The organism is Loktanella sp. D2R18 (genome assembly GCF_003318235.1).
GTDB lineage: Bacteria > Pseudomonadota > Alphaproteobacteria > Rhodobacterales > Rhodobacteraceae > Yoonia.
In genome coordinates this window covers 230,642-245,675 of the sequence record NZ_QOCG01000011.1, presented here as the reverse complement: position 1 = coordinate 245,675, position 15,034 = coordinate 230,642, and the positions used below count along the sequence as shown (strand labels likewise).

Sequence of the window (15,034 nt, the reverse complement as noted above, 5' to 3'; positions counted from 1 at the left end):
CTATTGGATTCCAGTGCCTTGCAGCACCCCATGTTCCATCGCGTAGCGTGTTAACCCTGCGGTCGAACTGATCCCAAGTTTGCTTTTGATATTATTGCGGTGGGTTTCCACGGTGCGCACGGATATATTCAAAATCCGCGCGACTTCCTTGTTGGATTTGCCTTGGGCCAATTCGAGCAGGATCGTTTGTTCCCGGCTGGTGAGCGCCTCGCGCCCACCGCTAATTTTTGGGCGCAGCGACCCTTTGGCGCCGGTGCAAAGATATTGCTCGCCCGCAAGTACCGCATCAATCGCTTGGCGGATTGAATCTGTTGGCACATCCTTAAGAATATATCCGCTCGCACCGTGACTTAACGCGGTCGAAATGTATTCCGGGCTGTCATGCATCGATAGGATCACGATCAACGTCTCGGGGCGCTTTTCAAGGATCATTTCAGTCGCCGCCAACCCTGAGAGACCTGGCATGTTCAAATCAAGCAAGATTACATCAGGCGCCAGTGTCTCGACCTGATCCACCGCATCTTGGCCGTTGTTGAGCGCGCCAACCACATCAATATCATCATAGCTTTCAAGGATTGCCTGAATGCCTTCGGTGACCATTGGGTGGTCGTCAACAATCAAAATGCGGATCGTCATGCCGTGTCCTTTTGCGGGTTCAGCAGGTGGGTTAGCGGAACATGTGCTTCGATGGTGGTGCCTGTTGGGGCGCTGCGTGATGTTGTGACACGTAAGTTACCCCCGAGCTGTTCAATGCGTTCTTGCATGTTTCGCAACCCAAGACCATGCGTCGGTCCACGGTTCGATGGTGGCCAGGTCATGCCAACCCCATTGTCCGCGATCCGAAGCATTGCGCCGCTGCGATGCCCCTTGAGGGACATATGGACTTCGGTCGCTTGCGCATGGCGTTCAATATTCGTCAGGGCTTCTTGCGCGATGCGGTACAGCGCGATCCGGGCATCTTGATCAAGTCGATTGCGAAAAACTACGGTTTCAAATGCGGTTGCAATGCCTGTGCGGCTACGAAAGTCATCCGTCAGGGCCTGCAGGGCAGGGCCAAGCCCAAGATCATCCAAGACGCCCGGTCGCAGGTCGCGGCTGATGCGACGCACTTCTTGGATCGTTTGGCTGAGCCCATCGATCCCCCGGTCAAGGCTGGTATGATCATCTGCCACTGATTTTCGGCGGGTCAACTCCAGTGCATAACGCACCCCAACAAGCATTTGGCTAATGCCGTCATGGAGTTCGCGCGCCACACGGCCGCGTTCTTCTTCTTGGGTATCAATAATACGCTGTGTCAGCTCCTTAAGCTTGACGTCCGCCAGCCGCCGCTCGCGGATGTTCAGGACCATCCCGGTCAGAAACACCCCCATAAGCGCTACGATCGCGATCGCGACGATATAGTAGGATGTTCGGGTGATCCGGGCCCGTACTTCGGCGCGAGAAACGGCAACATTTTCAAGTACATCGTCAATAAAAATTCCGGTCCCGATGACCCAACGCCAATCCTGAAACCCATTGACATAGGCGATCATGCTGGCCTGTTCACCCGTTGATGGTTTGGTCCAGACAAAGCTGTGATAGCCGCCGCCCGTGCGCGCGATTCGGATCAGATCATCGGTGATTGCCGTGCCATTCGCGTCCGCCAGCCCCAGCCAGTTGCGCCCAATCAAATCGGTTTGGCGCGGTGCGACAAGATTGTTGCCGTCGTAATCAAACACAAAGAAATACCCGTCCTGGCCGTAAAGCATTGACGAGAGTTGTTGGGTGACCGCCAATTTGGCGACTTCATCGTCAGGCGCAGCGCGGCCATAGGTATTCACAACGGCCGTGCGCGCAATTGACAGATAGTTTTTAAGCTCTGCACGTTTCGTCGCGATCAGCTGCGTTTCAAGCGCCTGAATTTCGCGCTCGGCCAATTGCGTCGATTGGGTGGCAACCACAATCGAGATCAGAAAAACCGCGATGACAAGCGGGACAGTGGCCAAAAGAAAGATCTTTTGCCCGTAACCAATCGAAAACATGTCGCGCAGGCGCGTATACAGTTGTGTCATAGGCTGACCGTTAGCGGGGAATCAGCCGCGAATCAAACCCTTGACTGCCGCCTTCGGTGTGCTCGATCTTCCGTGATCGCCTAATAATAATGCAAAATGGTGCAAAAAACGTACCAAAAATATCCAATCTACGTAGAACTACGTATTTTACGTTTAGGAAACTATCGTTAGTGTCGCCGGACGAAAATCGATCGCGTCTTGGCCGTGTTATGGCCAAAGAAATAATATCTGGGAGGAAATTTCATGGATCGCCGTTCATTTCTAAAGAATTCTGCACTTGGCGGGACCGCCGCAGCCGCAACAGCGCTTGCTGCACCTGCGTATGCACAAGGTAACCGCACGCTGACGCTTGTCACCACATGGGGCCGTGGCCTTGCCGGTGTACATGACGCTGCACAGCGCGCAGCTGACACAATCACAGCCATGTCAGGTGGGTCTTTGACTGTCGACCTGAAAGCGGCTGGCGAATTGGTTGGGGCGTTCGAAGTGTTTGACGCTGTAACGTCTGGTCAGGCTGACATGTACCACGGTGCTGATTACTATTTTGTAAACCAGCACCCTGGCTACGCGTATTTCACAGCTGTGCCATTCGGTATGACCGCGCAAGAAATTTGCAACTGGTACTACCAAGGCGAAGGACAGGGTTTCCACGACGAGCTGGGCCAAATCTTTGGTCTGAAATCGTTCCTCGCAGGTAACACTGGCCCACAGGCTGGCGGTTGGTTCTCAAAAGAGATCACTGGCCCAGAAGATTTCCAAGGCCTGAAATTCCGTATGCCTGGCCTTGGTGGTCAAGCACTTGGTAAAATGGGCGCATCTATTCAGAACCTTCCAGGTGCTGAAGTGTACCAAGCGCTGGCATCTGGCGCGATCGACGGTACAGAGTGGATCGGCCCATGGGCTGATGAAAAAGCGGGCTTCCAAGAAATCACGAAGTTCTACTATACCGCGGGTATGCACGAGCCGGGCGCAGCCCTGTCTTTGGCAACAAACCTTGACGTGTTCGAAAGCCTGAGCCCAGAGCACCAGAAAATCATCGAAATCGCATCTGGCGAAGCCCACCAGTGGAACCTTGCACAGTTCATGAACAACAACGGTGCAGCGCTTCAGCGTTTGCAAGCCGGTGGTGTTAAGGTTCTGGAATTCCCTGACACAGTTTGGGATGCGATGGGTGTTGCTGCGAAAGAAACGCTTGATCAATATGCTGGCGATGACATCTATGATCGTCTGCGTGCAAGCTACAATGAATCAATGGCTGCGTCTTCTTCTTGGATCCAAAAATCCGAAGGTGCTTACCGCACACAGCGTGACCGCGTAATGGGCTAAGCCCAATCACGTGAAGTGAGTGAATAGACATGAGGGCCCAATGCAAACGCATAGGGGCCCTCATGCGTCAGGCACCCGCATAAGTGCCGAAATAAATTTCTAAAAGGGGTAGGACATGGGCCTGGTCGAAGCTTGGGGGGGGAACCCCGTTGGGTGGTTCTTTGCGAACCTCATCGAAGCATTTTATAACTTTGGTTATGCGGTCACGCATCCGGGCCAATGGTTGTCATGGGTCCCCTTTACAAATGCGGCAATGGCCGACCTAGAGGTCAAAGAAGCGCTGATGCGCTTTATTTACTACGGCGCCTCGGTCGAATTGTTCTTTGTCGTCTTCGTGATCTTCCTGATCGTCAGCATCGTTGGATTTGTAAACAACCGCTTTATGTGGGGCTGTGTGCAGGTCCTTGAAGGGTTCGCCAACAAGGTAGGTCGCTTTTTCGCATGGGCCGGGCTTTTGATGGTGCTGCAACAGATCGTCATTATCTTTATGCAACGGGTCTTTGCGGTTTCTGAAATCGGCGTTGGGTTTGGCGTGAACTTTGCCAAAGACGTCAGTTGGTGGTCAGAAGAGCTCAAGCTGTTTAACGCAATGATCGTTTGCATGTGCGCGAGCTACACATTCGTCCAAGGCGGCCATGTCCGCGTTGATCTGGTCTATTCCGCCGTCAGTTTTCGCACCAAGCGGATCATCGACATGGTTGGTTCGCTGCTATTCATGATCCCAGCGGCCATCCTGACATGGCTTTACGGCTGGTTCTTCTTGTGGCGCAACCTTGTGGTGCCAAACCCCTCGGCATCAGACAGCCTTGATCGTTTGGTGAATAAGGCCCGTGCATTGCGTTGGAACGTCGAAACAATTGGCTTTTCGCCAAACGGGTTTAACGCCTACTTTCTGTTCAAAATCCTGCTGGTCACCTTCACATTCATGGTGATGTTGCAGGCTGTTGCGTTCTTCTATCGCTCTTACCTAGAGCTGAAGGAAGGCCCGCAAAGCGAAGGTAAATATCTTGACCGCGATGTCATTGGCGATGAAACCGCCGAACTTGTCGCAGAAATTCACTAGGGTAGGACCGAAGATATGCTTTTAGGTTTAGATGGCGTTGAAATCGGCATTATGATCGTCTTTTTGACGTTGTTTGCTGGTATTTTGTCGGGCTTCCCTGTCGCTTTTGCGATTTCAGGTTCTGCCGTCATTTCGTTTGGTGTGATCGCGGCACTCGATAGTTCGGGTCTATTGATCCACGCGGCGATTGATACAAATTCCGCTGAATATGCAGGGCTGATTGCCGAAGGTGTGCGCACCGATGCGATTTCGGTGTTCCGATACCCTGATTTGCCACGTTATGAACATGTGTTGTTCCCCAATGGCTGGGAACAAGCGCTTGATCGGAATATCGGCTTTCTTGTGAACCGGATGAACGAACGGGTTCTGGCGGGGCAGTCTATCGAAACACTGCTTGCCGTTGTGATGTTCGTCATGATGGGTATCGTGTTGGAGCGTTCGCGCATTGCCGATGAATTGCTGACAACCATGGCCAAAGTCTTTGGCCCGTTGCCCGGCGGTTTGGCCGTTTCTATCGTAATCGTAGGTGCGTTCTTGGCGGCCTCTACCGGGATCGTTGGTGCGACGGTTGTGACAATGGGGCTTTTGGCGCTGCCGACAATGTTGAAGAACGGCTATTCACCTGAACTCTCGACAGGTGTGATTGCGGCCTCTGGCACATTGGGCCAGATCATTCCTCCGTCCATCGTGATCGTGCTTTTGGGCACGCTGGCAGGTGATCTTTACTCCGCAGCGCAAGAAGAACGTGCGCAGCTTGTTGGCTGTTCTGACGCGCTGACATATCTGGGTGAACCGGCTGTTGTATCGGTGGGAACATTGTTCCAAGCGGCGATGTTGCCGGGAATTATGCTGGCCGTACTTTATGCTGGCTACGCCTTTGTCTTTGCGCTGATCAACCCATCCAAAGCCCCACCTGTGCAGTTTGAAAGCACAGGGTCAGGCGAACACGTCACCCGTAACGAGGCATTCACTTGGTTCCTTGCGGCACCTGTTGCGATTATCGGGTTGACCATTGGGCTTGGGCAAACAGGTCTGCTTGGATCACAGACGATCATCGTGGATAGCTTTACCGATGCTGGGCAAACGGCGTCACTGCGTACCAATGTCGGCGACGACTGTGCCGTTGCGATGCAAGACTTGCATGGTACCGAAGCTTGGGAAACGGCCTTGTCTGAGCAGGCCGCGATCGAAGCAGCAGGCGGCGTCGTTGAAGCGCGTGCACTGTCTGATGAAGAACGCGCGACAATCATGGCCGCAAAAGTCGAAGCAGCTGCACCCATTGGCAAAGGGATTGGCATCACTGCCATGTTCCTTGCGCTGATCTTTGCCGTGGCACGCGGTGTCGCCCCAAGCAAGGACCCGCGTCCGCTGCTGATCGGTGTTGCAGGTATCGCGCTGTTGCTGCTGGTTGACCTTGTGATGATCACGCCGTTGACATCACCGGGTTGGACCACGCTCTATATCGCGATCCCGCTTTACGTGACCTATCTGGGGCTTCGTCCTGCGTTTGGCTATTTGGCGGGCAATGAGATTCTGCGCGTGGTTTTCCCGCCGCTTGTCTTGATCATTGCGGTGCTTGGTTCGATCCTTGGCGGGATCACGAACCCAACCCCGGCTGCGGCGTTGGGGGCAGGCGGCGCGCTATTGCTGGCGGCCTACCGCAAACGTCAGGATCAAGGGCTGTCAGGCAACATCGTGCTCTACACCACTGGCGCCATCGGGTTGATGCTGCTGGTCGGCGTGAACTTTGATATGCGCATCGGCCAAGAGGTTGTCTTGTTGGAAAACAAAATTGCTTACCTCGTGGCTTTCGTCAGCTTCCTATATGCTATGTTTGGTTTGGGCTGGTCATGCTGGGTGCTTCTGTCGGGTGGGGTTTTGTCACCTGTTGTGCGCGAAACCGCCAAGGTCACATCGATGGTATTCACCATCCTGATCGGGTCGCAATTGTTGAACCTCGTGCTGATCTCATTTGGCGGCGAACACTATATCCAGCAGTTCCTACGGTCGTTCGATAATGAATGGACGGTGTTCCTTCTGGTGATGTTCGTGCTGTTCATCTTGGGCTTTGTGTTGGATTTCTTGGAAATCATCTACATCGTGATCCCCATCGTGGGGCCCGTCATCTATGGCGGCACGTTTGATCCCAAATGGGTGACCATCATGATCGCTGTGAACTTGCAAACATCGTTCCTGACTCCGCCCTTTGGCTTTGCACTGTTCTATCTTCGGGGCGTTGCGCCCAAGTCGATTACAACAGGGCAAATCTATCGCGGGGTGATGCCGTTCATCGCCATTCAAGTTGGTGCATTGTTGCTACTGGCGTTGGTGCCAAGCGTCGTGACAATCATTCCGAACCTGCTGAAATAGGGGACGCGGACATCAAAAAAGGCGCACGCAGAAAACTGCGGGCGCCTTTTTCGTTTGGATGGGGCTAAATGCGGCCGTCAGGCAGCTGGATTTGCGCGACCTGTTCGGCAATCGGATCGTTGGACAGCGGGTGTACGTCAGAAGTGTGGTCAGCAGGATCGCCCAAAGGTGTCCACTGACCGCCTTTGTAAATCTCAAGCCCCGCGAATTTGGCTTTATAATCCATCTTGCGGCTGCCAGGGACCCAATACCCAAGATAGATATAGGGAAGGCCAAGTTCGTGCGCGATCGCGATGTGATCCAGAATAATATAGGTCCCAAGCGACAGCTTTTCGAGCGCAGGGTCAAAAAACGAATAGACCATCGATAGCCCATCATCGAGAATATCGGTCAGACACACAGCTTGAAGCGTGCGCGCGTCGGTATATTCGATCAGCCGTGACCGGATCGGCGTTTCTTCGACCATAGCCGCGAATTCGAACATATCCATATCAGCCATACCGCCAGTGGCATGGCGGCCATCAAGATAGTCGCGAAACAAATCGTATTGCTCTTCTGTCGCCCACGGCGATGTCGCGCGGCGCGCAAGATAAGATGCGCGTTTTGCAACGCGGCGCTGGCTGCGCGAGGGGCTGAATTTGGAAATATCAATCCGCGCCGACATGCAAGCCGAGCATTCGGCGCAGGATGGGCGGTAAAGCACGTTCTGCGACCTACGAAATCCTTGCTTTGAAAGGGAATCGTTCAGCTTTGTCGCGCTATCGCCTTGCAAAGCGGTGAATAGTTTTCGCTCCATCCTGCCTTCCAGGTAGGGGCAGGGTTGCGGTGCAGTGACATAGAACTGCGGTGCAATAGGGAGCGTGTGGCGCATGAAGGTATCCAGATTGTTGCACCCAAAAGCTTAGCAACCCGTTTTCGATAGGCCAAGCCCCAGATTGGAATAGGGGATCACCGCGTTTGGACATGTGGCAAATCTGCGGTTAATGCGCTTATGTAAAATGGTTCACCGCATATGTCCCAAGCAGGTAATCCGTGAGGCCTTTGGCTTGTGGGCTGACAAGCATTAAGATCGCGGACACCAATTGCAATGGCGCAACGCAGACGCTGACTGAATAGCCGAGCGTATGAAAGAAGGCAGTTTGCGAGGAGAGTGGGCGGTCGTAAACGTCGCGCAGTGTAATCCCCATCATGCGCATGCCCCAGGTGGCCGACCCGTTAGCGATTGTAAACCAACGGTAAAAGAATCCGATCACCAGCATCAAAAAAGGAAAGAAGAAAACGCCCGTAAAGGCAGTAAACGGCAGCGCCAGCGTGCATATAATCCCGATGGCGATCATGTCAAAAACCCAAGCAATTCCGCGTTTCACGGCGACACCGGAATATGCTGCGGTTGGGTCATAGGAATATGTTGTCATGAAATTTCTCGTGTCAAATAGGTGGGGGTGACCCAGACATCTGGATCACCCGATCGCCGTTAGTGGCTTGGTTCAGGCAAGGCGTCGTCTTCGACTGCGTTGGCACGTTCATTCATGAACTGGTCAAATTCCGCTTTGTCCTTTGAGTCGCGCAGGCGTTTCAAGAAAGCTTCGAAATTGTCCTGCTCGTCTTCAAGGCGGCGCAGTGTTTCCTGCTTATAGGCGTCAAAGGCGGTGTTTCCGCTGGTATGGCGCATATGGCGACGGTGTGTGCGGTGGGATTTGTGACTGCAAAATTTGTTAAACATGCGTTTGCTCCAGATCATATAGGCAAGAAGGGCGAGACCGATTGGCCAGACAAAGATGAAGCCCAGAACCATGGCCGCGATCCAGGCGCCTTTGCCACGCTCGTCAAGCCAGGCCTCGGCGCGGGCGAAAAACCCTATGGGGCTGCTGTGTCCCATCGAAGTCTGGGGTGTTGCGGTGTTCATGGTAGGCTCCTTTGTGACTTCAGTGTTATGTGAAAGGCTTTCACATGAACAGATATCAGCATAACGCCCGCGATCTTCAAGGGTAGATGTGAATGTTTTTTACATTTACTTTATTTATTGTGTAAATTCAAAGTGTTGCGCGTTTGATAATGCGATTAAATCTGTCGGGGAAATCGGAAATATATGGCGTGGGGTGCCCGCAGCGGCCCAAATTTGGCCAAATGCGTCTAGCCTAGGGTCAATAAATGCCCGGATCGGGTTCCGATGCCCAATCGGTGATACGCCGCCAATTGCGAAACCTGTTTGCGCGCGAATAAAGGCGGCATCCGCTTTACCCAAAGCTTCGCCAGCAGCTTGGCTTGCTTTGGCGATATCAACTTGATTGCCACCTGCCGTGATGAACAAAACAGCCTGACCAGAATCGCGCCCCGCAAAGATGATAGATTTCGCGATTTGATCGACATGACACCCGGCAGCATCGGCGGCCTGTTGTGCGGTATGCGTTTCAGATTGCATTTCAAGTGGGGCGGCGGTGATACCTGCGTCGCTAAGCGCAAGAATGACCCGTTTGAGGCTTTTGCTCATGATGATGTTGTCCTTAATGAGGGTTTCTAGTGCAACCTAGCGATTGACCAAATTAATGCACAGGGTAACTGTGTCCTATGTCCTTTATTGATCGCCTGACCCTTTGCCCGCGCCCCTTTGATCCTGATCGGGGGGCGGATGCGCTCACACATTTGCCTGATTTGCCTGCCGCACTGGCCCCACTGATTGTGGGGACGGCGGGGTGTAGCCCCTATCTTGCAGGCCTGTTGGAAAAAGAGGCCGACTGGATTGTGCCCGCACTGGACGACCCCGAGGCGGCGATGCGCGAAATTTTGGTTAAAATTTCGCTGGTCACGTTGCAAGATCTGACGGTGCATTTACGCCAATGCAAACGCCGGATTGCGCTGATCACAGCGCTCGCTGATTTGGGCGGTGTTTGGCCATTGGAAACAGTGACGCAAGTCTTAACCGATTTTGCTGATGCATCTGTTCAAGCGGCATTGGTGCAACTGGTCGCGGCAGAGGTCGCGCGTGGCAAGCTGCCGGGCGGGGATGATCCGGCATTGGCGGGCGGAATGTTTGCATTGGCGATGGGCAAAATGGGTGCGGGGGAATTGAATTATTCCTCTGATATCGACCTGATTTGCCTGTTTGATGAAACGCGGTTTGACCCCGATGATTATCACGCGGTGCGCGCAAGTTTTATCCGCGTCACGCGCAAAATGGCCGCGATGTTGTCTGATGTCCGCGAGGGTGGCTATGTGTTTCGCACGGACCTGCGTTTGCGTCCCGATGCGTCTTCGACGCCCGTGTGCCTGTCGGCGGAAACTGCCGAACGCTACTATGAAAGTCTGGGCCGCACGTGGGAGCGCGCCGCCTACATTAAGGCGCGGTCTTGTGCTGGCGACAATGGGGCGGGCGCGCGATTCTTAAAGGCGTTGCACCCGTTTGTGTGGCGCAAGCATCTCGACTTTGCGGCGATCCAAGATGCGCACGATATGCGGCTCAAAATTCGTGACCACAAGGGGCTGCACGGGGAATTGGCGCTTGAGGGCCACAACATTAAGCTGGGGCGCGGCGGTATCCGCGAGATCGAATTCTTTACACAAACCCGACAATTGATCGCGGGTGGGCGCGATGCATCATTGCGGGTGCGTGGTACGCGCGAAGGGTTGAATGCTTTGGCTGCCGCCAATTGGTTGTCTGAAAGTGACGCTGTAACGCTTTATAATCATTATAAATATCATCGAGAAGTTGAGCACCGTTTGCAGATGGTCAACGACCAGCAAACCCATCACTTGCCGACCGATACCGACGGGTTCGAACGGCTGGCAGCCTTTATGGGCACCGAAGTTGCGACACTGCGGCAAGAGATCACGCAGCGCAGCGCAGAGGTACATGCGCTGACCGAAGGGTTCTTTGCGCCTGATGCGGCCCCCGTCGTCGTTGACGATTGGGGGGGCGATGTTGTCGCGCGGTGGCACAATTATCCGGCGCTCCGGTCGCCGCGCGCCGTTGAGATATTTGAACGGTTGAAACCGGAAATCCTCGCAAAATTGCAAGAAGCTTCAAAACCAGATGAAGCCTTGTTACAATTCGATGGGTTCCTTGCGGGGCTTCCCGCAGGTGTGCAGCTATTTTCGCTGTTTGAGGCCAATCCGCAATTGACCCAATTGATCGTCGATATCGCCGCAACTGCGCCAGCATTGGCGCAATATTTGTCGCGCAATGCGGGCGTCTTTGATGCGGTCATCGGTGGCGCGTTTTTCGATCCTTGGCCGGGGCAAGCCGCACTGGAAACAGCCCTTACAGAGGCCCTAGCGCCGTTCGAAGATTACGAAACGCAGTTGATTGCTGCACGTCGATGGGCAAAGGAATGGCATTTTCGGATTGGTGTGCATTTGCTGCGCGGGCTGATCAGCGCAGAGGTCGCAGGCCATCAGTATGCCGATTTGGCTGGTGCCGCGGTTGCCGGGTTATGGCCGGTAATTGTTGCGGAATTCGAGACAAAACACGGGCCGATGCCGGGGCGGGGCGGTGTTGTGCTGGGTATGGGTTCACTGGGCGCAGGTCGTTTGAATGCAGAATCCGATCTTGATCTGATCATAATTTATGATGCGCAGGGCGTCGATATGTCCGACGGGCGGCGACCTTTGGCCACGCGCGCCTATTTTGCGCGTCTGACACAGGCGCTTGTCACCGCGTTGTCGGCGCAGATGTCCGAAGGGCGACTGTATGAGGTCGATATGCGCTTGCGTCCGTCGGGCCGGGCCGGGCCTGTTGCGACTTCTTTTGACGCGTTCAAAAACTATCAGACAAATGAAGCCTGGACATGGGAACATCTGGCCTTGACGCGCGCACGCGCGATCGCCGGTAATGGCGAGTTGACTGTGCAGATCGAAGAATTTCGCCAAGAGGTTTTGGCGACAAAGGGGCAGGGTGCGACCGTGCTGTCTGATGTTGCGGATATGCGACGGCGCATATCAGAGACGAAACCGCCGCAGGGCGCATGGGACCCCAAAATCGGCCCCGGGCGTCTGCAAGATATTGAACTATTTGCGCAGACGGCCTGTTTGCGTGCGGGCGCTGCCGCGCGCGATTTATCAGGGCAATTGCGAGCGGGTGTCGTGGATGGCTGGTTGAATGCCGCTGACGCACAGGCGCTGTGCGATGCGGCGGTGCTTATGTGGCGCTTGCAGGCGGTTGCACGATTGTTGACCGGAGGGCCGCTGCGCCCAGATGAAATTGGTGAAGGGGCAAAGCGATTGATTTTGCGCGAAACAGATTGCCAAGAGTTAGACGCGCTTTCAGATCAATTGCGCGCGCAATCGGCGTTGGCAGACGTGATTATTTGCCGGATGTTGGGGCTGCCCAGTGACGCGTGATCCGATTGATCCCACCGGGCTGATCGCGGAATCGTTCTTAATCGAAGGTATTACCCCGAGCGAATGCCGGACGATTTTTTTTGAATGGGCGATGGGCATAGGCGCGGATGTGGATACGCAAGCGGCTGTGAAAATCCATCTGGGGCGCCATCAGCCGACGCATCCTGATCATCCGATGATCGTGACGTTATTGTCGGCCTTGGGTGATTTGCGCCCGCCCAAACGCAGGGGCGGCAGACGGGCGCGGGTGCCTGAATAATTAACTGACCTGAAGTTGTGACGCTTCGCGCGCAAGCGCTTCGATGCCAGCCCAATCACCAGCAGCGACTAAATCTTTGGGAGCAACCCAAGAGCCGCCAACACATAACGTGTTACTTAGACTTAGGTAATCATTGGCATTTTTCAGGCTGACACCACCTGTCGGACAGAATTTGACCTGCGGGATCGGGGCGCCAATTGCCTTCAACGCGGGTGCGCCGCCGTTGGCCTCGGCTGGAAAGAATTTTTGTACGGTATAGCCGCGCTCAAGTAGGCGCATGGCTTCGGACGCAGTGGCAATGCCGGGCAGTAAAGGCATATCGTTGGCTTCGCAAGCGTCCAACAGGCGGTCCGTTGCACCGGGTGCCACGCCAAATGTCGCGCCTGCTTTCTTGGCGGCTTCGACGTCTTGCGAAGTTAGCAAAGTGCCCGCGCCGACAACGCCGCCTGCGACGCTGGCCATTTCGCGGATCACGTCAAGCGCTGCAGGGGTGCGCAAGGTGACTTCAAGCGCGGGCAGCCCGCCTGCGATCAATGCGCGGGCAAGGTCAGCGGCTTTGCTGGCATCATCGACAACCAAAACAGGGACCACAGGCGCCAATTGGCAAACTTTGGTGGCGGCGGCAGAGGCTTCTTGTGGGGTCATGATCTAGGCTTTCATCTTTGGTTTGTGGCATGGCGCGCGGGCGCACCATACTAGTATACTTATCGGAAACTGTAACGGTTAGACAACCACCGCCGCGCCATCAGACGACAGGCCAACATTGCGGCGGAAAACCTCGAACAATTCGCGGCCGACGCCGTTGCCGTTGCCCGTCAGGTCCGCAGCAGCTGGCGTGCGGGTGCTCAGATCAACGTTGAGGACATCAATTGTGCCTTTGGTCGCGTCCAGGCGCACAATATCGCCATCTTGGATCAGGCTGATCGGCCCATTATCCGCCGCCTCGGGTGACAGGTGGATCGCTGATGGCACTTTGCCTGAGGCGCCAGACATGCGCCCATCTGTGACCAGCGCCACCTTAAGCCCGCGGTCTTGTAAGATCGCCAGCGTCGGGGTTAGTCCGTGCAATTCTGGCATACCGTTGGATTTAGGCCCTTGAAAACGTACCACAATAATCGTGTCGCTTGTCAGCTCGCCTGCTTTGAACGCGTCTTTGACCGCGTCTTGGGTGTGAAAAATACGCGCAGGGGCTTCGACAATGTGGCGTTCTTTGGCGACGGCAGAGGCTTTGATCACGCCGCGCCCAAGGTTGCCTTGAAGCTGTTTAAGCCCTCCCTCGGGCTGGAATGGATCGTTTGCTGGGCGCAAGATTTTTTCGTTTTGCGATTTTCCCGCGCCCGGAACATAGCAGATCCGCCCGTCCGTCAGTTTGGGTTCTTGCGTATAAAGATGCAGCCCGTCGCCTGCGACGGTTTTCACGTCATCATGCAAAAGCCCCGCGTTCAGCAGTTCGCCGATCATGAACCCAAGACCACCAGCCGCGTGGAAGTGGTTCACATCGGCCAGCCCGTTTGGATAGACTTTCGCCATCAGCGGGGTCACGTCCGACAGATCGCTAAAGTCTTGTAGATCAAGAATAATCCCTGCGGCCCGTGCCATTGCAGGCAGGTGCAGCACAAGGTTGGTTGATCCGCCCGTGGCCATCAGCCCAACAAGCCCGTTTACGAATGCCTTTTCATCCAGCACGTCGCAGGTTGGGGTGAACTGATTGCCAAGCGCTGTAATCTCAAGCGCACGTTCGGTGCCAGCCACTGTCAGCGCATCGCGCATCGGGGTGTTGGGGTTGACGAATGACGCGCCGGGCAGGTGTAGCCCCATGAATTCCATCAACATTTGGTTGGTGTTGGCCGTGCCGTAGAAGGTGCATGTGCCCGGCCCGTGATAGGATGCCATTTCTGATTTCATCAACTCATCGCGGCCAATTTCACCAAGCGCAAATTGCTGACGCACTTTGGCTTTTTCATCGTTGGGCAGGCCCGACGTCATCGGTCCGGCAGGCAAAAACACGCTGGGGATATAGCCAAATGTCGCTGCGGCCATGACAAGGCCGGGAATGATTTTGTCACAAACGCCCAGATAAATCGCCGCGTCAAAGACGTTATGCGACAGGCCAACGCCCGCGGCCAGGGCGATGACATCACGTGAAAACAGCGATAGCTCCATCCCCGTTTGCCCTTGGGTGACGCCGTCACACATGGCTGGCACACCGCCTGCAACTTGTGCAGTCCCACCAGCCGCCCGCGCGGCGGCGCGGATCAGGTTGGGGTATTGTTCAAATGGCTGATGCGCGGAAAGCATATCGTTATAGGCGGAAATGATGCCAATATTCGGCGCGCGCCCGGCGGCCAGAGTATCCTTGTCTTCGCCCATCGCGGCATAGGCATGCGCTAGGTTGCCGCAGGCCATATGTGCGCGGCGGGGTCCCTCGGATGCGGCATTGGCCATATTTTCAAGATAGGTTTGACGCGTCTCTTCGGAACGTGCGCGAATCCGGTCCGTCACGGCAAGAATGGTGGGATGAAGTGGCATTGGCTTCCTCATGGGATGTATTTGCGCGTAATCTATCATAAAGTGTTAGCGCTAACAAGTGAGTCGCTGCGGATTTAGTTGTCTTATTGTTAGCCTGTC

13 protein-coding genes are annotated in these 15,034 nt (G+C 54.9%); 5 read left to right on the top strand and 8 right to left on the bottom strand.

Annotated elements, in window-relative coordinates; genetic code table 11:
• Together DS901_RS07860 and DS901_RS07855 are read right to left on the bottom strand one after the other, a co-directional pair.
• Window positions 1-636 carry a response regulator transcription factor gene (locus DS901_RS07860; RefSeq protein ID WP_113776372.1) on the bottom strand — a complete coding sequence of 212 codons (636 nt, stop codon included), beginning with the start codon at window positions 634-636 and terminating at the stop codon, window positions 1-3.
• On the bottom strand, window positions 633-2,051 hold the full coding sequence (locus DS901_RS07855) for a cache domain-containing protein (protein WP_113776371.1): 1,419 nt from the start codon (window positions 2,049-2,051) through the stop codon (window positions 633-635). Before DS901_RS07855 ends, DS901_RS07860 begins: the two co-directional genes overlap by 4 nt.
• A 243-nt stretch (window positions 2,052-2,294) precedes the next feature.
• Between DS901_RS07855 and DS901_RS07850 the strand changes: the two genes are divergently transcribed.
• The 3 genes from DS901_RS07850 (at window position 2,295) to DS901_RS07840 (ending at window position 6,810) form a co-directional block, all read left to right on the top strand.
• Window positions 2,295-3,377, top strand: a complete 1,083-nt coding sequence (locus tag DS901_RS07850) for a TRAP transporter substrate-binding protein (protein WP_113776370.1) — start codon at window positions 2,295-2,297, stop codon at window positions 3,375-3,377.
• 115 nt (window positions 3,378-3,492) lie between these two features.
• On the top strand, window positions 3,493-4,440 hold the full coding sequence (locus DS901_RS07845) for a TRAP transporter small permease subunit (RefSeq protein WP_113776369.1): 948 nt from the start codon (window positions 3,493-3,495) through the stop codon (window positions 4,438-4,440).
• A 15-nt stretch (window positions 4,441-4,455) separates the two neighbouring features.
• Entirely contained in the window at window positions 4,456-6,810 is a 2,355-nt protein-coding gene (locus DS901_RS07840; RefSeq protein WP_113776368.1) for a TRAP transporter large permease, read from the top strand.
• 64 nt (window positions 6,811-6,874) lie between these two features.
• Here DS901_RS07840 and DS901_RS07835 read toward each other — a convergent pair whose 3' ends face one another.
• The 4 genes from DS901_RS07835 to DS901_RS07820 all read right to left on the bottom strand — a co-directional run bounded on the left by DS901_RS07835 (window position 6,875) and on the right by DS901_RS07820 (window position 9,301).
• The gene (locus tag DS901_RS07835; RefSeq protein WP_113776367.1) at window positions 6,875-7,681 is read right to left on the bottom strand and encodes an arginyltransferase; all 807 of its coding nucleotides are present in this window, start codon (window positions 7,679-7,681) and stop codon (window positions 6,875-6,877) included.
• Window positions 7,682-7,799: 118 nt separating this feature from the next.
• Window positions 7,800-8,225, bottom strand: a complete 426-nt coding sequence (locus tag DS901_RS07830) for an RDD family protein (protein WP_113776366.1) — start codon at window positions 8,223-8,225, stop codon at window positions 7,800-7,802.
• A 59-nt stretch (window positions 8,226-8,284) separates the two neighbouring features.
• Window positions 8,285-8,716, bottom strand: a complete 432-nt coding sequence (locus tag DS901_RS07825) for a DUF2852 domain-containing protein (protein ID WP_113776365.1) — start codon at window positions 8,714-8,716, stop codon at window positions 8,285-8,287.
• A 114-nt stretch (window positions 8,717-8,830) separates the two neighbouring features.
• Window positions 8,831-9,301, bottom strand: coding sequence for a YbaK/EbsC family protein (locus DS901_RS07820; protein WP_113776364.1), 471 nt, complete (start codon window positions 9,299-9,301; stop codon window positions 8,831-8,833).
• Between the two features lie 77 nt (window positions 9,302-9,378).
• Here DS901_RS07820 and DS901_RS07815 point away from each other — a divergent pair, with 77 nt between their 5' ends.
• The gene (locus DS901_RS07815; protein ID WP_113776363.1) at window positions 9,379-12,147 is read left to right on the top strand and encodes a glutamine-synthetase adenylyltransferase; all 2,769 of its coding nucleotides are present in this window, start codon (window positions 9,379-9,381) and stop codon (window positions 12,145-12,147) included.
• Window positions 12,137-12,406 (top strand): hypothetical protein, encoded by a 270-nt coding sequence (locus tag DS901_RS07810; protein ID WP_113776362.1) that lies wholly within the window; start codon window positions 12,137-12,139, stop codon window positions 12,404-12,406. Before DS901_RS07815 ends, DS901_RS07810 begins: the two co-directional genes overlap by 11 nt.
• Here the strand turns inward: DS901_RS07810 and eda are convergent, their stop codons facing one another.
• Both eda and edd read right to left on the bottom strand, forming a co-directional pair.
• The gene (eda, locus tag DS901_RS07805) at window positions 12,407-13,051 is read right to left on the bottom strand and encodes a bifunctional 4-hydroxy-2-oxoglutarate aldolase/2-dehydro-3-deoxy-phosphogluconate aldolase (protein ID WP_113776361.1); all 645 of its coding nucleotides are present in this window, start codon (window positions 13,049-13,051) and stop codon (window positions 12,407-12,409) included.
• 78 nt (window positions 13,052-13,129) lie between these two features.
• Window positions 13,130-14,935, bottom strand: a complete 1,806-nt coding sequence (edd, locus tag DS901_RS07800) for a phosphogluconate dehydratase (protein WP_113776543.1) — start codon at window positions 14,933-14,935, stop codon at window positions 13,130-13,132.
• Window positions 14,936-15,034 lie beyond the last annotated feature (99 nt).